The organism is Sphaerimonospora sp. CA-214678 (assembly GCF_050942215.1).
Classification (GTDB): domain Bacteria; phylum Actinomycetota; class Actinomycetes; order Streptosporangiales; family Streptosporangiaceae; genus Sphaerimonospora.
This window is the reverse complement of sequence record NZ_CP192056.1, coordinates 4957799-4979525: the sequence shown is the minus strand read 5'-3', so window position 1 is coordinate 4979525 and position 21727 is coordinate 4957799. Positions and strand designations below refer to the sequence as shown.

Annotated in this window: 9 protein-coding genes; 7 read left to right on the top strand and 2 right to left on the bottom strand. The window is 69.4% G+C overall.

The window, feature by feature from the left end; all coding sequences use genetic code 11:
- Positions 1-200: 200 nt before the first annotated feature.
- From smc to ACQP1K_RS22290, 3 genes are all read left to right on the top strand, one after another.
- A complete protein-coding gene (smc, locus tag ACQP1K_RS22300; protein WP_433497643.1) occupies positions 201-3911 on the top strand; it encodes a chromosome segregation protein SMC in 3711 nt (1236 codons plus the stop codon).
- 125 nt (positions 3912-4036) lie between these two features.
- The gene (gene ftsY, locus ACQP1K_RS22295) at positions 4037-5200 is read left to right on the top strand and encodes a signal recognition particle-docking protein FtsY (RefSeq protein ID WP_433501615.1); all 1164 of its coding nucleotides are present in this window, start codon (positions 4037-4039) and stop codon (positions 5198-5200) included.
- 385 nt (positions 5201-5585) lie between these two features.
- Complete coding sequence (locus ACQP1K_RS22290) at positions 5586-7634, top strand: tetratricopeptide repeat protein (RefSeq protein ID WP_433497642.1); 2049 nt, start codon at positions 5586-5588, stop codon at positions 7632-7634.
- 64 nt (positions 7635-7698) lie between these two features.
- Here ACQP1K_RS22290 and ACQP1K_RS22285 read toward each other — a convergent pair whose 3' ends face one another.
- A complete protein-coding gene (locus ACQP1K_RS22285) occupies positions 7699-8769 on the bottom strand; it encodes a PLP-dependent cysteine synthase family protein (protein ID WP_433497641.1) in 1071 nt (356 codons plus the stop codon).
- A 278-nt stretch (positions 8770-9047) separates the two neighbouring features.
- Between ACQP1K_RS22285 and ACQP1K_RS22280 the strand changes: the two genes are divergently transcribed.
- Positions 9048-9641 (top strand): sigma-70 family RNA polymerase sigma factor, encoded by a 594-nt coding sequence (locus ACQP1K_RS22280; RefSeq protein WP_433497640.1) that lies wholly within the window; start codon positions 9048-9050, stop codon positions 9639-9641.
- A 72-nt stretch (positions 9642-9713) separates the two neighbouring features.
- Here the strand turns inward: ACQP1K_RS22280 and ACQP1K_RS22275 are convergent, their stop codons facing one another.
- Positions 9714-10550, bottom strand: coding sequence for an EamA family transporter (locus ACQP1K_RS22275; RefSeq protein ID WP_433497639.1), 837 nt, complete (start codon positions 10548-10550; stop codon positions 9714-9716).
- A gap of 253 nt (positions 10551-10803) precedes the next feature.
- Between ACQP1K_RS22275 and ACQP1K_RS22270 the strand changes: the two genes are divergently transcribed.
- From ACQP1K_RS22270 to ACQP1K_RS22260, 3 genes are all read left to right on the top strand, one after another.
- Positions 10804-11115, top strand: coding sequence for a hypothetical protein (locus ACQP1K_RS22270; protein WP_433497638.1), 312 nt, complete (start codon positions 10804-10806; stop codon positions 11113-11115).
- Positions 11116-11180: 65 nt separating this feature from the next.
- The gene (locus tag ACQP1K_RS22265; RefSeq protein ID WP_433497637.1) at positions 11181-12095 is read left to right on the top strand and encodes a polysaccharide deacetylase family protein; all 915 of its coding nucleotides are present in this window, start codon (positions 11181-11183) and stop codon (positions 12093-12095) included.
- A gap of 353 nt (positions 12096-12448) precedes the next feature.
- Positions 12449-20755 carry a DNRLRE domain-containing protein gene (locus tag ACQP1K_RS22260; protein ID WP_433497636.1) on the top strand — a complete coding sequence of 2769 codons (8307 nt, stop codon included), beginning with the start codon at positions 12449-12451 and terminating at the stop codon, positions 20753-20755.
- Positions 20756-21727: the final 972 nt, after the last annotated feature.

Sequence of the window (21727 nt, the reverse complement as noted above, 5' to 3'; positions counted from 1 at the left end):
CGCCCTTTCGCCATACTTTTTCCGCACGGAACCGCCCGTGTGACTTCCGGGGCCCCGCCGGATGGCCGCGATTTCCCGTTCGGGCCGTTCGCGTGAGACCGGACGAGGGCCCGGCTCGCCAGGCCATATGCCATGTTCGGCGGCGGAGGGGGCGGTAGTCTTCCCCAGAACGCCGTGGCGTGGGGAGGGGGCGGCACAGGTTGTATCTGAAGACCCTGACGCTGCGCGGCTTCAAATCCTTCGCCTCCGCGACCACCCTTCGGTTCGAGCCCGGCATCACCTGTGTGGTCGGCCCCAACGGCTCCGGCAAGTCCAACGTCGTCGACGCCCTCGCCTGGGTGATGGGCGAGCACAGCGCCAAATCGCTGCGCGGCGGCAAGATGGAGGACGTCATCTTCGCCGGCACCTCGAGCCGGCCGCCGCTCGGCCGGGCCGAGGTCACGCTGACCATCGACAACACCGACGGCGCGCTCCCCATCGACTACACCGAGGTGACGATCAGCCGGCTGATGTTCCGGTCGGGCCAGAGCGAGTACGCCATCAACGGCGACACCTGCCGTCTGCTCGACATCCAGGAACTGCTGTCGGACTCCGGCATCGGCCGCGAGATGCACGTCATCGTCGGCCAGGGCCAGCTCGACCAGGTGCTGCACGCCGGTCCGGAGGATCGCAGGGCGTTCATCGAGGAGGCGGCGGGCGTACTCAAGCACCGCAAACGCAAGGAGAAGGCGCTTCGCAAGCTCGACGCGATGCAGGCGAACCTGACGCGCGTCCAGGACCTCGTCGCCGAGCTGCGCCGTCAGCTCAAGCCGCTGGGCCGCCAGGCGGAGATCGCCAGGAAGGCCGCGGTGATCCAGGCCGACCTGCGGGACGCACGCCTGCGCCTGCTCGCCGACGACGTGGTGACCCTGCGCGACACGCTGCGGCGGGAGGAGGCCGACGAGGCGGCCGTACAGGCCAGGCGCTCCCGCGTCGAGACCGAGCTGGCCGAGGCGCAGCGGCGGGAGGCCGAGCTGGAGGCCGCGGAGAACGAGGCCCAGCCGCGGCTGAAGGCGGCGCAGGAGACGTTCTATCGGCTGTCGGCCCTGCGGGAGCGGCTGCGCGGCGTGGAGAGCCTCGCCGCAGAGCGGCAGCGGCACGCGGCGGACGCGGCCTCGATCGAGCGCCGGGGACGCGACCCCGAGGACCTGGAGCGGGAGGCGGCCGAGGTCCGCGAGCAGGAGCGGGCGCTGTCGGAGGAGCTGGAGGAGGCGCGCGAGCGGCTGACGGCCGCCGTGGAGATCCGGGCAGAGGCGGAGGACGCGCTGGCCGCCGAGGAGCGGCGGCTGGCCATGGCGGCGCGGGCCGCTGCCGACCGGCGCGAGGCCCTCGCCCGGCTCCGGGGCCAGGTCGAGTCGGCCCGCAGCCGCGCCCGTGCCGCTGCCGAGGAGGTCGGGCGGCTCGCCAAGGCCCTCGACGAGGCCCGGCAGCGCGCCGAGCGCGCGCAGGCGGAGCACGACGCGCAGGAGCTGAGCGAACCGGCCGCCGATCCCGAGCTGGCCGCCGAGCTGGCCGCGGCAGAAAAGGACGTCGACCTCGCCCGCGCCGCCGTCGAGGAGGCCAGGGCCGTGGCCGCGCAGGCGGAGGCGGTGGTGGACGGGGCGCGCGCGGCGCTGGCCGCGCCCCGCGATGCGCTGGCCGCCGCGGGCGAGGCCGTCGCCACGGCACGCGTGGCCGACCAGGCGTCGCAGCGTACGGTGGCCGCCCTGCAGGCGCGGTGCGAGGCGCTGGAGATGAGCCTCGCCGGCGGGGCCGACGGACCGGCCACACTGCTGGGCGCCGGTCTGCCCGGAGTGCTCGGCCCGATCGCGGCCCTGCTGACGGTCGAGCCCGGGGCGGAGACGGCACTCGCCGCGGTGCTCGCCGTCGACGGCGTGGCGGTGGCCTCGCTGACGGCCGCGGTGACCGCGGTCGAGCATCTCCGCGACGGCGGCGGCGGTCGCTCGGCCCTCCTCATCGCGGCCGATGTGGAGGGAGGCGCGCGGCGGGCGGCGGAGGCACCGGTCGCGGGCGCCGACTGGGCGGCCGACCTGGTGAGCGCGCCCGAGGGACTCCGCCCGTCGATCGAGGCCCTCCTGGCGGACGTGGTCGTCGTCCCCGACCTGCTCACCGCGCGCAAGGTCGTGGATCTGAGGCCGGATCTGCGGGCGGTCACCCGGGCCGGTGACGTGCTCGGCGCCCATGCGGCACACGGCGGCTCGGCCGGTGAGACCTCGGCGCTGCAGATGCGCCGCGCGCTTGACGAGGCGGCGGCCGAGCTGGCCGCGGCGCGGGCGGCCGCCGATGGGCATGCGGAGGCGCTGGCCGAGGCGGCGGCGGCCGAGGAGGAGTGCCGGCTGGCGGTCGAGGCGGCACAGGCCGGGGTCGCCGAGGCGAGCAGCGGCATGAGCGCCGCCCAGAACGGCGTCAACAGCGCCCAGAGCGGGCTGAACGCCGCCCAGGCCGTGCTCGACGGCCTGCGCGGAAGGCAGCGGGATGCGGACAGGAAGGCTGCGGACGCGGCCAAGCATCTCGCCCGGCTGGAGGCCGCTGTCAAGGCCGCGCGGGACGAGGCCGCCCGGCTGGCCAGGGCCGTACAGGACGCAGAGGAGGCGGGGGAGGCCGCTCGGGCGGGCGTCGTGGAGCTGGAGGAGCGGCTCGCCGAGGACGAGTACGCGGCCGAGCTTGAGGTCGAGCCGACCACCGACGCCAGGGACGAGCTGGCCGCGGCCTGCGGGGTCGCCCGGCAAACCGAGATGGAGGCCAGGCTCACCGTACGCACCGCCGAGGAACGGGCCAGGGGCATCGCCGGCCGCGCTGAGGGGCTGCTGCGCGCCGCCCGGAGGGAGCGCGAGGAGCGTGCCAACGCGGCGGCCGAGCGGGCGCGCCGCCGGGTGCAGGCCAGGACCGCCGCCGCGGTGGCCGAGGGCGCACGGATCGCGCTGCTGGCCCTGGAGGACTCCCTGGCCGCGGCGGCCGGGGAGCGCGACGAGGCGGAGCGGGCGCGCGGGGAGATCGACGCCGAGCTCAAGGCGGTGCGGCTGCGCGTGCGCGAGCTCGGCGCCGAGCTGGACTCCCTGGTCAACCGGGTGCACGGTAGCGAGATGGCCAGGACGGAGCGGCGGCTGCGGCTCGAGCAGATGGAGCAGCGGGCGATGGAGGAGTTCGGCCTCGAGGTCGAACCGCTGCTCGCCGAATACGGACCGGAGGTCCCGGTGCCGGGCGAGCCGCCGGTGCCGTACGTCCGTGCGGAGCAGGAGAAGCGGGCCAGGACGGCCGAGCGGCAGATGGCCCAGCTCGGCAAGGTCAACCCGCTCGCGCTGGAGGAGTTCGCCGCGCTGGAGGAGCGGCACGCGTTCCTCACCTCCCAGCTGGAGGACCTCAAGAAGACCCGCAAAGATCTCCTGCTCGTCGTGAAGGAGGTCGACGAGCGGGTCGAGCAGGTGTTCGCCGCGGCCTACGAGGACGTGGCGCGGGAGTTCGCGCAGATCTTCCAGCGGGTGTTCCCCGGCGGCGAGGGGCGGCTGATGCTGACCGACCCGGGCGACATGCTCACCACGGGGGTGGAGGTGGAGGCCCGGCCCCCCGGTAAGAAGGTCAAGCGGCTGTCCCTGCTGTCCGGTGGAGAGCGGTCGCTGACGGCGGTGGCCTTCCTCGTCTCCATCTTCAAGGCGCGTCCGTCGCCGTTCTACGTGATGGACGAGGTCGAGGCGGCCCTGGACGACACCAACACCCAGCGGCTGCTGACCCTTTTCGAGGAACTGCGGCAGAGCTCCCAGCTCATCGTGATCACCCACCAGAAGCGCACGATGGAGATCGCCGACGCGTTGTACGGAGTGTCGATGCGGGGCGACGGCGTCACCCAGGTCGTGAGCCAGCGACTGCGAGACTGATCGGCTCCCGCCGCGCGACGGCGCATCGGTGCGGACGCGGCGAGGCACGCTGGGTGCGATGACGAGAGCATGGCGGCTCGTCTGGGAAACTGCATGGTGTGGACGCTTACGTAGGCATAATCGTGATGGTGATCTCCATCGCCGTCCTGGCGGTGGGGAGCGTGTTCCTGCTGTTCCGGCCCAAGGGCAAGGGACTCCCGCCCGTGGAGGCGCCGCCGGAGCCGCCCGCGCCCACGCTCGAGGAGCCGGCGAAGCCGGGCCTGGACGAAGCGGAGGGCGGCGCGACGACGACGCTGCCTCCTCCGCCGGTCGCCCCGGTCGCTCCGGTCGAGGAGCTGCTCAAGGCTCCGGAGATCGAGATCCCGCTGCCGTCCGCCGGCCGGATGGTACGGCTGCGCAGCCGGTTGGCCCGATCCCAGACCGTGCTCGGCCGCAGTCTGCTCGAACTGCTGTCCCGGGACCGCCTCGACGACGATGTGTGGGACGAGATCGAGGAGACGCTGATCACCGCCGACATCGGCGTGTCCACCACCCGCGCGATGGTGGAGGACCTGCGTACGAAGGTCAAGGTGCTCGGCACGCGCAGCCCTGACGAGGTGCGCAAGCTGCTCAGGGAGGAGCTGCTCACCCAGGTCTCGCCGGATCTCGACCGGGCCCTGCGTACGGAGGCTCACGGCGAGCGCCCGGCCGTCGTCCTGGTGGTGGGCGTCAACGGCACCGGCAAGACCACCACGTCGGGCAAGCTGGCCCGGGTGCTGGTCGGCGACGGCAAGAAGGTCGTGCTCGGCGCCGCCGACACGTTCCGCGCTGCCGCGACCGACCAGCTCCAGACGTGGGGCGACCGGGTCGGCGCCGCGACCGTGCGCGGACCCGAGGGCGGCGACCCGGCGTCCGTGGCGTTCGACGCGGTGGCCAAGGGCATCGAGGACAAGGTGGACACCGTCATCATCGACACGGCCGGTCGCCTGCACACGAAGACCGGGCTGATGGACGAGCTGGGCAAGGTCAAGCGGGTCATCGAGAAGAAGGCCACGGTCGACGAGGTGCTGCTGGTCCTCGACGCGACCACCGGGCAGAACGGCATGCGCCAGGCCCAGGTGTTCGCCGAGGTGGTCAACGTGACCGGAATCGCCCTGACCAAGCTGGACGGCACGGCCAAGGGCGGCATCGTCATCTCGGTGCAGCGTGAGCTCGGTGTCCCGGTCAAGCTGGTCGGCCTGGGCGAGGGCCCCGACGACCTGGCTCCCTTCGATCCGGAGGTGTTCGTCGACGCCATCCTGGGAGACTGACCGTCGAAACTGTCCAAATCCGGACATTTGTGTGTCAGGGCTTGTTACTAGATCGAGTTCGTGTTGGGATTTCTCTCGTTTGTCAAATGATCGGGAGAGGTCAGCATGAAGAAGGTCATCGTCCACAGGCCTGGAACGGTCAAGCTCTCAGCCGCGGCGAGCCCGCGACATTGCAGCTGACCCGCGACGAAGCCGGCGCCCGGCAGGAGTGGACCCGGCCCGGGCCACCGGCTTCGTACTCATTCGGGGCTCCTGTTCGGGGGTCATGAGGGCTCATGAGTCGGGGACTCGTCGGAGCCCCACACGAGGCCGGTCGCGGGAGCTGGGAGGGACAGAGCTGGTACGCCATCTGTGGATCAGAGGGCCACGCCTGACCGGGGAGGCCGTGCCGGGGGAGCGCCTGCTGGTCGACGCCCACCGGCGGAGGTGCGGGCCGTACACCGCGGCCGGCGCCGTACTGAACGCGCTGGTGCCCGGCGCCCTGGAGCGCCGGCCCGATCTGGTGGCCGCGCATGACATCGAGATCCGCTCCGCCGCGCCCGATCTGCGCCACCTGGTCCCCGCGCGGCGGCGGTCGATCGCCGACGGCCTGCCCCGGCCGCAGCGCATCCTGGTTCCCGCGCCGCGCCGCACTCTGCGGATCGCCAACGGGCTGGCCGAGTTCCTCCGCGACCACCTGCGCGATCGAGGATCGGACGGGCCGCGCGCGCTCGTCGTGGAGCAGGCCGACGAGGCCGACCACACCGACTGGGAGTTCCTCGTCGTCCTGCTGCGCCGCCTGGACCCCGCCCTGCTCACGCTCGTGGTCTGCGCGGCCGAGCCCGGGCCCGATCTGGCCGCCGCTCTGGAACGTTACGCGGAGCCGCTGCGACCCGCCGAACAGGACGGACCGCCGGCCGTGCCCGGTGAGGACTACGTTGAGCTGGACGGCACCTGTGAAGCGCCCGCCGTGCGGGAGCCGTACGAGCTGATGTCCCCCCGGGAACGGGCACGCCGGCACCGGGAACGTTCCGACGCGCTCACCGCGACCGGGCGGACGGCGCCCCGGCTTGGGGCGATCCCCTACCACCTGGAGCGCTGTCACCTGGAACGCTGTCATCCGGAACACGGGGGAGATCCTCGGGCGTTGATCGACGCGTTCGCCTTCGCGGTGGAGCGATGCCTGGCCGAGGGCTTTCACCACGCGGCGGCCGAGCTGGGCGAGCGGGCACTGCGGATCATCGAGCGCGAGTCCGACCCCGAGGCGTGGTGGCGGATCCTGCACAGCACGGCATCCGCGCTGGGGGCCACCGAGCGGGAGGAGGCGGCTCGGGCGCTGCTGGACCTGGCCCGCCGGGAGATCGTCGACCCCGTGCACCGGGCCACTGCGGCCTACGCCACGGCGATGCTGCTGGTACGTCACCATGATCTCGATCGGCGGGACATCGGCGAGGCGCTGGCCTGGATCAACGAGGCGGTGGCGCTCACCTCGCTGCTGCCCGACCGGCGGCTGCGCGCGTTCCACCTGGGCTTCGATCTGAACGGCAAGGCCCTGGTGGAGAGCCGCCGCGGCCGGCTCACCGAGGCGTACCGGCTCGTCCAGGAGGCCATCGAGCTGGCCGACCGCGATCTGGCGCCCGGCGAGCATCCGATCCACCGGCTGGTCCTGCTGGCCAACCGGGCCCAGCTGACCGCGATGCTCGGCCGCCCGGCGGAGGCGCTGCCCGACCTGACGGCGGCGATCGAGGCCGATCCGCGATATCCCGACTACTACCTTGACCGCGGCAACCTGCTGTACCGGCTGGGCAGGCACGATGAGGCCCTCGCCGACTACGAGGCCGCGATGCGGCTGAGCCCGCCCTTCCCCGAGCCGTACTACAACCGTGCGGAGATCCGGTTCGCCGCCGGAGACCACGAGGGGGCGCTCGCCGACCTGGACCACGCGCTGGAGCTCGATCCCGAGTTCGCGCTCGCCTACGTCAACCGGGCCGGCCTGCTGGCGGCCGCCGGGCGGTACGGCGAAGCACGGGCCGACGCGGAGCGAGGCCTGGCGCTGGATCCGGGCGACACCCACCTGCTGTGCGTGCTGGGGCAGGTCGAGGCGGCGGAGGGCAGGCACGCAGAGGCGCGCATGGCGCTCGACGCGGCGTTGGACCGCGATCCGGGGCTCACGGCGGCCTGGGTCACCCGGGGCGTCCTCGCCTTCGAGAGCGGAGACCCCGAGGGGGCCGTGGCCGACCTGACCCACGCGGTGGAGCTGGGCGAGGAGGCCACGCAGCCGTGTGCCACGCTGCTCACCGCGTTGTTCAACAGGGGGATCGCGCTGCGGGCCCTGGGCAGGCGGGAGGAGGCCAGGGACGACCTGCTCCGGGCGCTGGAACTGGCTCCGGACGACGTGGACGTGCGGCGGGCGCTCGATGAGGGGGAGGGGGTGCGGACGACGACCGCGCGGTGACGGTGACGATGACGATGACGATGGTGTCGTGCTCGCCGGGTCCTCATCTGTCAGGACGTGAGTCTCAGGACGCGAGGAACTCCCGGAGGACGGCGAGGTGCGGGCCGATGTCGATCCCCGCCTCGGCGAGCCATCGTGGATCGCCGTAGGTGTCCCGGTAGCGCTCGCCGCCGTCGCAGATCAGCGTCACCACGCTGCCGTGCTCGCCCTTCTCCCGCATCTCCCTGATGATCTGTACGGCCGCCGCGATGTTCGTGCCGGTCGAGCCGCCGACGTCGCGGCGGGTGACCTCCCTGACCCAGTGCATGGCGGCGATCGACAGCGCGTCGGGCACCCGGGTCATCCGGTCGATGACCGTGGGCAGGAACGACGGCTCCACCCGCGGGCGTCCGATGCCCTCGATCCGGGAGCCGTCCCCGGGCCGTTCGCCGCCGGAGACCCAGGACGGATAGAACGCCGACCCCTCGGGGTCGGCCACGCACATCCGGGTCTGATGGCGGCGGTAGCGGATGTAGCGGCCGATCGTCGCGGAGGTGCCGCCGGTGCCGGCGCTCACCACTATCCACGCCGGCTCCGGATGCCGTTCGAGGGTCATCTGCTCGAAGATGCTCTCGGCGATGTTGTTGTTGCCCCGCCAGTCGGTGGCACGCTCGGCGTAGGTGAACTGGTCCATGTAGTGCCCGCCGGTCTCGGCGGCCAGGCGGTGCGACTCCGCGTAGATCGCGCCGGGGTCGGCCACCAGGTGGCACTTACCGCCGTAGAACTCGATGATCTCCCGCTTCTCCGGGGACGTGGTCGCCGGGATCACCGCGATGAACGGCAGGCCGAGCAGCCGGGCGAAGTAGGCCTCGCTGACCGCTGTGGAGCCGCTGGACGCCTCGATGATCGTCGTCCGGGGACCGATCCAGCCGTTGGCCAGGCCGTACAGGAAGAGGGACCGGGCGAGCCGGTGCTTGAGCGAACCGGTGGGGTGGACCGACTCGTCCTTCAAGTAGAGGTCGATCCCCCAGTGCACAGGGAGCGGGAAGACATGCAGATGGGTGTCGCAACTACGGTTGGCGTCGGCCTCCACGGCCTGGATGGCCTCGATCACCCAGGTACGGGTAGCTGGGTCATGCCGGTCCACGTATTCCATGGCGGTCACTTTACTGGCGTGACATCTGCCACATTTTACTCCGGATTGAGTCGTTGGTGTTATGATAATGAGACTTGTCCGGTTATTGCGTGACCTGGCCGCGGGGCTTCGATGCCGTCGGCATTCCGAATCATCAGGGATCACGATTAACGCTCTGCTTACGGTTCGTCCGCGATGATTTCGTGGGGGAGTGCCGTCGGCATGACCCAGGTAATGGACGTACATGCTCGCATGGGATCCTGCCGGACGGGTAGCGGGGGAGAAGTTCTGTAGGGGGGATGATGATGTTGACGGACGAGCAGCGACAGACATGGTTCGAACGCGAGGTCGTGCCGGTGACCGGCCAGCTCTACGCGTCGGCCATGCGGCTCACCCGGAATCCCGCCGATGCGGAGGACCTGGTCCAGGAGACCGTGGCCAAGGCGTACACGTCCTATCACCAGTTCCGTGAGGGCACCAATCTCAAGGCCTGGCTGCATCGGATCCTGACGAACAACTTCATCAACGACTACCGCAAGAAGCAGCGGTCGCCCAAGCTCTCGGCCGCCGAGGAGATCGAGGACTGGCAGCTCGCAGCGGCCGAGTCCCACACGTCGACCGGCCTGCGCTCCGCCGAGGTCGAGGCCCTCGACCAGCTGCCCGACACCGTTGTGATGGACGCCCTGCGCGCGCTGCCCGAGGAGTTCCGGGTGGCGGTCTACCTGGCGGATGTGGAGGGCTTCGCCTACAAGGAGATCGCGGCCCACATGGGCACCCCCATCGGCACGGTCATGTCCCGGCTGCATCGCGGCAGGCGTCAGCTGCGCGGCATGCTGGAGGACTACGCCCGGGAGGAGGGCGTCGTACGCATTCCGGAACCCTGCGCGGCCTGACCCTCCCGTTCCGCCCCGGTCCGTCGCCCGCCCCCGCCTCCGATCTCGCAGCCTGAGCCGGCCTCGCGCCGCTCAGCCGGCGGCGATGAGCGCGATCGAGCCCAGTGCGAAGCCGACTCCGGTGATCTGCACCGGGCTCAGCCGCTCGCCGAGCACGTACCGCGCCAGCAGCAGCGTGCTCGCCGGATAGAGCGAGGCGAGCACCGCGACCAGGCTGAGCATGCCGCGCTGGACGGCGAGGAGATAGAGGACGTTCGCCGCCATGTCGAGGACCCCGGCGGCGATCGTCACGGGCAGGCTGCCCGGCATCGGCCGCAGGCTCCTGCGTGCGGCGAACGCCACCAGCGCGACCAGCGTCACCGACGCCGTCCTCGCCGCGAGAAGCGGCCAGCCGCCCGCGTCGGCCGGCGCGATTTTGATCAGGACGAAGAAGGCGCCGAAGCCCGCACCTGCGGCGAGCGCGGCCAGCACCGGGCCGATGCGGAAAGCCGAGGCCCGGCCGTTCGGTTCCCGGCTGACGAGCACGACGGCGAACAGGCCGAGGGCGATGCCGGCGAGCGCCGCCACGGGAGGCCGATCACCGGCGACCAGGCCGAAGACCACCGGCAGCGCCATCGAGGCGGCCGCGGTGGTCGGCGCCACCACCGACATCATCCCCGCGGCGAGCGCCCGGTAGAACAGCACGATGGCCGCGCCGCCGATCACACCGGCCGCCGCCCCCCACAGCAGTGCCGGTGCGCTCGGCGAGCCGGACAGGAAGGGGATCAGCGCCATGATCAGCGCCAGCCCTCCGAGCTGTGACAGCACGACGACGGCCAGCACCCGCGAGCGTCTGGTGGCCAGACCGCCGAAGAAATCGGCGGTGCCGAAGATCACCGCACTCGCGGTCGCGAGCGCCACCACTGTCACGAACAACCCCCATAAAACGGTCAATGATGGTGTGGCGAAGTGTAATAGCTGATCGTTTTCCTGTGGGAACGGCCTCGGGCGGGAGCGGTGCCCGGGAGGTGGGACGTGGTCCGTACGAAGCCCGCTCGATGACTCGCCGGTCCGCCGGCGCGATTACGCTATGCGGTCTGACTGTCGCCGAGCGGAGTCATCTGCTTCGGTTCAACGTTGGGTACATACCTTTTGGGGTAGATCGCACGGGCAGGGGGGGCGCGTGACGGTGAGCGAGCCGGCCGCCGCCATCGGGAAGCTTCACGCGGAGCTCGCCGCGCTCGGTGTCCGCGAGGCGTACGAGATCGGTGACGGCGTGACGCTCTCGGTGTGGATCGGCCTGGTCGTGAGCTTCCGCGACGGGCTTTACCTTTGGCGGGAGGGATCCGTGAAACGCCGCCACCCGGGTACGGATCCCGGTGGATGCGCCATCCGGGTGGCCCGCCGATACGCCGAGCTGAAGTCGGACGTGCCGCCCTGGTGGGAGGAGCTGGCCACGGTTCTGCGGGGGGATTCGGCCGAGGAGTATCCCTAGGATCCCAGGCGTCCGCACCCCCGCCCGCTCCGCGTCGGAACGCCGAGCGGGAGAAGGGGGGTCTCATGCGGGTCGGGCCGGTTCTGCTGTCGTTGCTGCTGCTCGCCGGGTGCGGCCAGCTCGCCGGATGCGGCCGGGGCGCGGAACGCACCGGGAGCACCGGGGGCGATGGTGCCGCCCCGCGCGTCGTTCCCATGCGCGCACCGGCCTCGCAGCGCTTCGGCACCCGTGCGCACTTCGACACGGGAGCGCTACGGATGCGGCTGGCCGGCTCCCAGCCACACTGGCCCGGTCCCCGTCTGCCGGTCGCCCCGCCTCCCCGCCGGGTCGACTGCGAGAGGCTCAAGTGCGTGGCGCTCACCTTCGACGACGGGCCGGGGGAGCAGACCGACAGGGTGCTCGACGCGCTGGCCGCACACCGTGCCCGCGCCACGTTCTTCATGCTCGGCCAGATGATCACTGACGGCACCCGTGAATTCGTCCGCCGGATGGTCTCGGAGGGGCACCAGCTGGGCAACCACTCCTGGGATCACCCCTCGCTCGCCGGCCTGTCGTCCGAGGCGCTCAAACGCGAGCTGAGCCGTACGCAGGACATCGTGCGCCAGGTCACGGGCGTACGGATGCACGTCATGCGCCCGCCGTACGGCGCGACCAACCATCAGGTGGCGGCGGCGACCAGGCAGGAGGGGCTGGCGCAGATCCTGTGGGCCGTCGACACGCTCGACTGGCGTGACCGCAACGCCGGGATCGTGGCCAAGCGATGCGGAGAGGCCAAGCCGGGCGACATCGTGCTGATGCACGACATCCACCCGACCACCGTGCAGGCGCTGCCGCACCTGCTGGACACGCTCGACCGCAAGGGCTTCACCTATGTGACGGTCTCGGAGTTGCTCGGCGCGCTCGTCCCGGGCAAGGAGTACCTCGGCCGTCCGCCCGTCGACAGGGGCCTGCAGGCCAAGGAGGCCGCTCCCGGCTCCTGACCCGATCGCCTGCCGGCACCCTCGTAAGGGATCTTCCGGTATGCCGAATCGATATGCGTGATGGAGACCGGTGTCCGTCTGAGTGGCGCACGAGCTGGTGATGTCTCCATTCTGGTGACTTCAAGTAATGCTCTCACCGCAGATTTCGATCTTGACTCGTCTCTGTCAGCGGCGCATGATCCCGTTCGTTCGCTTATCTGGGCTTTATGCGGGTCTTGTGAGGCGGGCGGTCTGAGAGGTGCGGCCGTACGCCTGCTGACGATGCGGGAGGGTGCGGCGTGCCTGTTCGGCGTGTTCGGAGGGAGCGGTTCGGAGGGTCACGTCGCAGGGTTTTACCGCTGGTAGTGGCCGCGGTGGTCACTTTGGCGGTGTTCGTGGCGGGAGTGGGGGTTCCCGACGGGCTGGTGCGGACGGTCGCGGCCGCGGCGGCGGAGCCCGAGCGCAGTGTGGAGGGGCGGCCGATGCCCGGCGTCACGTCGGTGGCGAAGGGCGCGGAGGACACGCGGCCTGCCGCCAGGCGTCCGAAGCCGGTGTGGCCCAAGGGGGGTTCGGCGCGGGTTGATCTGAGCGGGGACACTCGCCCGGTGGCGGTGCCGGGGCTTCCGGTGTCGGTGGCGGCGGTGAAGGATCCCGCCAAGACCGCGTCGCGGTCGGCGTCGTCCCAGGGTGCGGCGTCGTCGGTTCGGGTGGAGGTGCTCGGCGATCAGGTCGCCCGCCGTGCCGGTGGGGTGGGATTGGCCGTCCGGTTGAGGCGGGCGGATGATGGGACCGCCGCGGCCAGGGTGACCCTCGGGGTGGATTACTCGTCGTTTCGCGGTGCCGGCGGCGGGGCCTTCGCGTCCCGGCTGACGCTGATGGAACTGCCCGCGTGCGTCTTGTCGGTTCCGCTGACGGCGGAGTGCGCGCGCTTGAAGGTGCGGCAGGGGCGGCGGCTCGCGGTGGCCAACGATGTGAAACACGGCCGGTTGACCGCCGAGGTGGAGGTCGCACCCGCCCCGCGGGGCGCGGCGGGCTTGGCCGGTTCGGCCGGTTCCGGTGCCGATGGGGTTGTTTATGTGGTGGCGGCGTCGGCGGCGGGGTCCGGCTCGGCCGGTGATTTCTCCGCGACGGATCTGAAGCCGTCGGGAAGTTGGCAGGTCGGCCCGTCGGGCGGGGCGTTCACCTACAGCTATCCGATTCCGGTTCCGCCGGGTCCGTCGGGGACCGGGCCGAAGCTGGCGTTGGAGTACTCCTCGGCGTCGGTGGATTCACTGACCTCCCAGACCAACAACCAGTCGGGGCTGGTCGGGATGGGCTGGGAGCTGAACGCGGGGTTCATCGAGCGGTCGTTCGTGTCGTGCCAGCGGTACGCGAAGGAAGACCGGGGAGGGGACAGCCCGTACCAGCGGGGCTGGGCCGACCGATGCTGGGAGTCGCCGTACCCGGGGGATCCACAGGCGTCCAAGCTGACGCTGTCGGTGGGCGGGCGATCGTCGGACATCGTGCAGGACACCCAGACGGGCCAGTGGCGGACGGTCGAGGACTTCGGCTGGAAGATCGAGCAGGTGACCTCGGGGGGCCAGGCCGGTCAGCCGTGGTGGCGGATCACCACCCAGGACGGTACGGTCTACCGCTTCGGCTACACCCGGGACGCCTCCTGGCAGGTGCCGTTCATCGGGGACAACGAGGACGAGCCCTGCCACGACAGGTATCCCTCCTCCGCCGCTGAGGAGTATGTCTCGTCCCTGTGCGTGTCCCCATGGCGCTGGCAACTGGACCGGGAGGTCGACCCGAACGGCAACGTGATCGAGTACGACTACGAGCGTGAGGAGGACTTCTATTGCACGATGGCGCTGCCGTTCGACGAGACGTGTTCGCCGGAGTATGACCGGGCCGGTCATCTGAGCGAGGTTCGCTACGGCGGGAACGTGAACGTGGCCGGCTCATCGGCGACGGCGCGGGTGGTGTTCACGACCGTCGCCCGCTCTTCGGGTTCGGGGGAGCCGGATGACGCGCCGACCTGTGATGGACTGCCGTCCGATTGCATGTACGGCACCGGCCCGCTGTTCTACACCGGGGAGAAGCTGGCGTCGATCACCACGCAGACGCTGAACGCGGCCGGCGGCGGGTGGGACGACGTGGCCCGGTGGGAGCTGTCGTACCAGTGGATGACCGACGTGCTCGGTGACGTGGCGATGCTGTGGCTGGATGCGATCCGCCAGGTGGGCATGGCAGGTCCGGGATCGGACATCGCGCTACCGCCGACGACGTTCGACGCGGTCATGGCCGACAACTCCACCGACGGCGGGTTCCCGGTGTCCTTCCCCCGGATCGGCGCGATCGGCAACGGACTGGGCGGGCAGACGGAAATCGACTACGGCCAGGCCAACCCGTGTCCGACGCCGTGGGTGTCGCCGCCCACGGAGGGCTGGGACACCGCCGCCTATGACTGCTACTTCGTCACGACCAGTCACTACATCGGAGAGGACGACGAGGTCCATTACACCGGTGAGGTGTACGGCAAGTGGCTGGTCACGCGGGTGACCGACAAGGACCTGGTGGGCGGCTCGCCTGACAAGATCACCCGATACGAGTATGTCGGCGATCCGCGATGGGCGGTGCCGGACAACCCGTTCGTCTACAAGACGTGGCTGGACCGCGACGACTACACCGAGTTCCGCGGCTATCCCGAGGTGCGCACGATCGTCGGCAGCGGCACCGACCCGGCCGGCTACGGCGTGACCTCGGCGACGTTCTTCCAGGGCATCGACGGCGAGACGGTGACCGACTTCGACGGCGGTAGCTTCGACGACACCAAGGACCTGGCCGGAAAGACGTTGCAGGAGCAGGTCTGGCAGGCCACGACGACGAGCCCCACTTACGCGTGCGACTATCGGCAGTGGCTGGCCGGCGGCACCTATATCCGGGGGGACCGGGTCTCCTACGGCAACCGCAACTGGGAGGTCATCTACGAGACCGGCGAGGGAGCACCGGGTACGGCCGGATCCAGCGGTTGGAGCGACCTGGGGCCGTGCGCGCCGGATGAGCCGATGCCCGGCGGACTGGAGGAGGCGGGCTCCACCCGGTACGAGTACCAGGTCACCGACACCGGGTCCGGGCTCGGCCCACGTGATCCGCATCGGGTGGACCAGGTCCGCACGGTGTCCCGGGAGAAGGCCACCTCCGGCTGGCGGTACACCGAGACCAAGACCGAGTACAACGCTGACGGGTTGCCGGTCAGGGTCAACGACTACGGTGAGCGCGGCGACGGCTCGGACAACACCTGCACCGCGACCGCCTACGCCCGCAACACCTCCGGCGGGGCGTGGATGATCTCCTATCCGGCCAGTGAGGAGCGGCGCGCGGGGGACGACTGCTCGGCCGGGACGTTCATGGGGCGGTCGGTCACCCTGTATGACGGGGCGACCAGCCCGAGTGCGAACACCCCCACGCGCGGGAACGCGACGGAGACACGGACCTACACCAGCGGCAGCGACTTCACCTCGGTGAAGGCCACCTTCGACGGGTACGGTCGCACGCTGACCGCGACCGACCCGCTGGGCAAGACGACGACCACGGCCTACAGCCCGGCGGTGGGGTGGCCCTCGGGCGGGGTCACGGTGGCCAACCCGCTCGGGCATACGGCGACCACCTGGTCCTCGCCCTACAACGGCCTGCCGGTCGGTATGCGGGACGTCAACGGCAATGACATCAACATCGACTACGACGTGCTGGGCCGGACATTGCAGTTGTGGACGCCGGTGGCACCCAAGTCCGGGGGTACCCCGGCGGCCAAGGTCGCCTACACCATCCCGGCCGATGCCGGCGGCGTGGTGACGGGTCCGGCCAGGACCGCGGTGTCCCGGTTGCGGGCGGGATCCGGCACGTCGGCCGAGTATGTGACGAGCTACTCCTACGACGACGGGCTGGGCCGTACCCGGGAGACCCAGGCCGCCTCTCCGGCGGGCGGGCGGATCGTCCAGGTCACGACCTATGACGCTCGGGGGCTGACGGCCGCGACCTCCGCCCCGGCCCACAACCCCGACGATCCCGGATCCGGGCTGCTCAACCCGGTGCTCACCTCGCTGCCGCAGTGGTCCCGGCCGGTCTATGACGGGCTCGGCCGGACGGTCGCCGCGGTCGACATGACGGGGGCCAACGAGTTCCGCCGCACCACGACCACCTATCTGGGCGCGGACAAGTATGAGGTGATGCCGCCGACGGGCGACAAGACGGTCTACTACACCGATGCCGCCGACCAGGTCACCAAGATCGAGGAATGGCTCACCGGCACTGGCGGCGGTGTGGCCGTGGCCGGGCCGAATCCGCCTGCGACCACGACGGCGTCGAGTGGGGATGCGGCGGGCAGGGACGCGTCGAGCCGTGCGGTGGGCGCTGAGGCGTTGAGCCGGGCGGCGGGGGAGGCGGCGCGGTCGGGCAAGCCGGTGACCGTGGACGCGCTGACCACGGCGACCAGCGTGACCGTGGCGCAGACCGACGGTAAGAGCTTCACTACCACGCTGTCGGCCCGGCCGGTGCGTGCCAGGCAAGGTGACTCCTGGGTGCCGATCGACACCACCCTGACCGAGCACGGCGACGTGTTCACTCCCAAGGCCGGCCCGCAGGTGAAGGTGTCGGCTGGGGGGAGCGGGCCGTTCGTGATCCTGGGCGATGGGGCGGGCAACTCCATCGAGCTGAGCTGGCCCACGCCGCTGCCCCGTCCCCAGGTGGAGGGCGACGCGGCTCGGTACGTGGACGCGGCCGGGGCGGGTGCGGACCTGGTGGTGACCGTGCTGCCCGGGGGCGTGCGTCACGATGTGGTGCTGCGTGAGCGTCCGGCCAAGGCGGTGAGCTACCGGATCGGGGTCAAGACCACCGGCTGGCGATTGAGCCAGGACGACCAGGGCCGGTTACGGCTGACCGACCGTGATGGCCGTCTGGTCGCTCCGATCGCCGAGCCCGTGATGCGCCCGCACCGCACCACCTCTCGGACTAAGGCTCGGACGGAAGGCGAAGCACCCGCCGCGACCAACGACAGCAAGACCGATAAGACCGATAAGGGGGATAAGTCGCGTCGGCACGGGCAGTGGTCGAATGGACAGATCACCACTCGCTTGACCACCGAGGGCGATCGCCAGGTGCTGGAGCTGGTGCCCGACGCGGCCTATCTGGCCGATCCCACAGTTACCTTCCCGGTCACGGTGGACCCGACTGTGGATCTCGCACTGCAGTCCGACACCTGGGTAGCCGACTGGGATCCCTCCTACTCCTATGCCGATGATGACGTCCTCGACGTCGGTGCAGGAGAGATCGATCCGGGACAGATCGGGGTTTCTCGGGGGTATGTGCAGTTCGACACCTCCGCACTGGCGGGTGTGTCGGTGACGCAGGCGGATCTGTCACTGTTCAACTACGCTGCCCCCGCGTGTGAGCCGTTCGGCTCCGGCATCCAGGCCAGCAGGGTCACCTCCTCCTGGGACCCCTACACCGTCAACTGGAATGCCCAGCCGACGACCACCGACGAGGACGCGGTGGTCCGGTGGGACGCCTACGACCTGGAGCTGTGCCCGGACGGCTACGGCGGAACGGTCACCTGGGACGTCACCGCCATGACCGAGGACTGGGCCGCCGGACAGCCCGGCTACGGAGTGCAGCTTCGAGCCGTCGACGAAACCGCCACCGCCGACTGGCGCATCTACGACTCTGCCGAGGCGGCGGAGTCGTGGGAGGACGCCCAGCCGCCGATGCTGACCGTCACCTACACCACCACAACCCCCACGCCCACGCCGACACCCACTCCCAGCCCGACGCCGAGTCCGACACCGTCGCTTCCCTCTGCCCCGACCGTGTCAGGGCTGACGATCACCCCCGCCGCCGGTGGCGTGGTCACCTCCCTCACCCCGGTCCTGCAGGCCACCGTCGCCGACCCCGCCGGCGGCGACCTGCGCGCCGACTATGAGATCGAGCACGACCCCGCACACCCCGACCAGGGCACCGGCGCCATCTGGGCCGGCTCCTCGGGTACGGCTTCGTCCGGCAGTGACGTGACCGCCACCGTGCCGTCCGGGAACCTGTCCGATGGGTGGCACATCCGCTGGCGGGCCCGCGCCACCAACACCACCACCTCAGCCTCCTCGGAGTGGTCGGACTGGCAGAACGCGGCCATCGACCCACCCGAACAGACCACCAGCCACTACACCACCACCTTCACCTACAACCGCAACGGCCAGCTGATCAAGCAGACCGACGCGAACGGCAACGTCCGCACCTTCACCTACGACCTGCTCGGCCGCCGCATCGCCGCCCACGACCCCGATGCCGGGGACTCCGAGCAGGCCTACGACGCGGCCGGACGGCTGCTGTGGTCCACCGGCGGCAAGGGCCAGAAGGTCTCCTACACCTACGACGATCTGGGCCGGAAGACCGCCGTCTGGTCAGGCGAGCCAGACTCGGGCACCAAGCTCGCCGAATGGACCTACGACACCCTTGCCGAAGGCAAGGGCAAGCTGACCTCCGCCACCCGCTATGCCGGAGGCAACGCCTACACCGATGCGGTCATCGGCTACGACAGCATGGGCCGCCCCACCGGCTCCACGCTGACGGTCCCATCCCCGGAGGGGTTGCTGGCCGGGACCTACGCCTTCGCCACCAGCTACACCCCCACCGGGCAGGTGGCCACCTACACCATGCCCGCAGCGGGTGGGCTCCCGGCGGAGACGGTCAGTTCCACCTACACCGACCTCGATCTCCCCCTGGGGATGACCTCTAATCTTGGGGGCGGGTTCACCTACGTGGACGCCACCACCTACTCACGTACTGGTCGCCTGGCTGAGCGTTCGTACGGCGTGGGCGGGAAGATCAAACGTACCCTTGGCTGGGACGACTCGACCGGCTGGCTGGAATCGATCGTCACGACGACCGAGGCCGACACTCTCAACCCCGTGACCGTCCAGGACGACCGGTACACCTACGACATCTCCGGCGAGATCACCCGCATCCTGGATGCCGCCACCGCCACCGGGGGGAGCCCCGGCCAGTTGGAGTGCTTCACCTACGACGGGCTGCACCGGCTGTCGCAGGCCTGGACCACCACCGCCACAGACTGCGGGCCGGGCACCGGCTCGGCCGACGGCCAGGGCATCGACCCCTACGCCAAGTCCTATGCCTACGACGCCGTCGGCAACATCACCAGCCTGACCGACGGCGGGCAGACCGCCGCCTACACCTACCCCCAGGGCGGGGCCTCGGCGGTGCGGCCCAACGCGGTCACCTCCATCACCCGCCAGGGCGGCACCGACACCTACACCTACGACAACGCCGGACAACTGACCGCCCGCACCGTCGCCGGTAAGAACGGCACCTTCACCTGGAACGAGCTCGGCCAGTTGGAGAAGGCCACCGTCGACGGCCAGGACACCACGATGGTCTACGACGCCGACGGCGAACGCCTCATCCGGCGCGACCCCGGCGGCAAGACCACCCTGTATCTGGGCTCGATGGAGATCGAGGTCAACGGCGATGCCATCACCGGCAAGCGCTACTACACCACCCCCGACGGCGCCACAGTCGCCATGCGGATCGGCGGGGACGGCGTCACCTGGCTCGCCTCCGGCCTGCACGGCTCCACCCAGCTTGCCGTCAACGACAACACCGGCGCGGTCTCCCGCGAACGCTACCTGCCCTTCGGCCAGCGCCGCGGCACCGACGACCTGCCCTTCACCGACCTGGGCTTCCTCGGCAAGACCGAAGACGACTCCACCGGCCTGACCTACCTGTCCGCGCGCTACTACGACCCCGCCATCGCAAAGTTCATCTCCACCGATCCCCTTCTCGACCTGCGCAAACCCCAATGGGCCAACCCCTACGGCTACGCCGGCAACAACCCTATAGGGCTGTCCGATCCGACAGGATTGGCAACGCATAACTGCGATCCCGGTGACCGGCAATGTCTGAACAAGATGTCCCGGGACGACTGTGACAAGAAGCTGGGCAAGGTCAAATGTGCCGAGAAGCGTTACAACGATGCTCGGGGTGAGGCCGATGGTTACTGGAATCAATTCCTAGCGGCTCTCAAAGAGATCGCTAAGATCGCTGCGGATGAACTCGGGATCACGGACGCCCTTAATTGTTTCACCAAGGGTGATCTCGGAGCGTGTGGCAGCACCGCCCTCAACGTCCTGGCTTCCGTGGCCGGAGGGCTCGCCGGCAAAATCGCTGCCAAGTACGGCCTGCCGTGGAAATGGAAGAAGGCCTACGAAGTAGGCCAGAAACTGGCCCAGTCCATTGGTACTGCTGTCCAGAAGTTTAAGGGTTGGCTTGACGCCAAAGGCAAGCTGAAAATAGCTGAGAATGTGTATAAGAGTCTCAAGGCGCCCAAGCCGGTTGGCTCGGTGTTGTCATCGGTAGATGACGTACTTGTGAATCCACTCTTGCTGAAAAATATGACGCCAGCGCAAGTAGAGGAAATTCTCAAGGGTGCGCCAGGATGGAGGGTAGAACGACTTGGACGTGGAAGTAAAAAGGGGCAGGGTTGGATACTTCGGGAGTATAAGCCCAGTGGACAAAAGACAGGGCGTATGATCCAATGGCATCCTGGTGGCGGACATCATGGTCCTAATCCATACTGGAAGGTCTCGGACGGCAGTAGGACGAGAAGATTGAACCAGAATGGCTACCTCTAACTTCTTGATTGGTGACGCTTATGAATGATGTTTCAGTTGATCCGATTGACTCGTTGAGGAGAATCGCTGCATCCCTCCACCGACTGGCTTGGCCGGCGGCCAAACAAATTGCTTGGCTAGAGGATAGGCGGCTCCCAGTAGACGAGCTAGCTCTAGATCTAGAGTGGTCGATAAGTACCCTATGGGCCGCCACTGAGGCAAACCTTGTGGCCCCATCCCTAAAGGCGCAAATCTTTCAGATAGATCGCCTATTGGACGATGTCAGTGGCGCTGAGAATGCGATGATATGGACGAGTGACGCCCTACGTAATCATGCTGTTTGGGCCAACGTTCGAAGAATGGCACGCCGAGCACTCGCTGGACTCGCCGCCATACCTGGCCTTGACATGTCGACCTTGGATAATGACTGATATTTAGCGTCGGTTGGGGGGACGCGGTCGTGTCGAGGTCTACTATGCCCGCCGTCGCCAGGGTCGGCCAACAGAAGTAGGCGTAAGGCGGGCAAGCAGTCCGGCGGCCTCGGAAACGCATTGATGCGGGTGACGAATCCGACCTGAACGGTGATGTCCGCTCCGCATGCGGCGGATGCGGCGGATTCGGGGCCGGATATACAAAGGTGGGCCGTATACCGGTAGTCCGGATGTGTCCACGGCTAACAAGAAGAAGAGCGAAAGTCGAGACTGGTCAGTCAAAAAGGGAATATCGCGGCGCGTGGGTCGGCACGGTTTCGCAGTCAGGGGGATGTAATGAACGTTGAGGAAGTGATGTATGGGCTGGCGTGATGCGGTCTTAACGCAATCCTTAAATCCGATGGGGAAAGGTTGTGTGCTGGAGAAGGTTTCTGGACTTTTGTTATCAGTGAGCCGTTGTCTGTAACGATTGGTCGCTCTGTGTAGTGCCGACGCCAGCCGGGTCATGCAGCTTCATGGCGAGGCATAGCGGGGCATGCCTGGACATGCCGCGCCCCAGTGA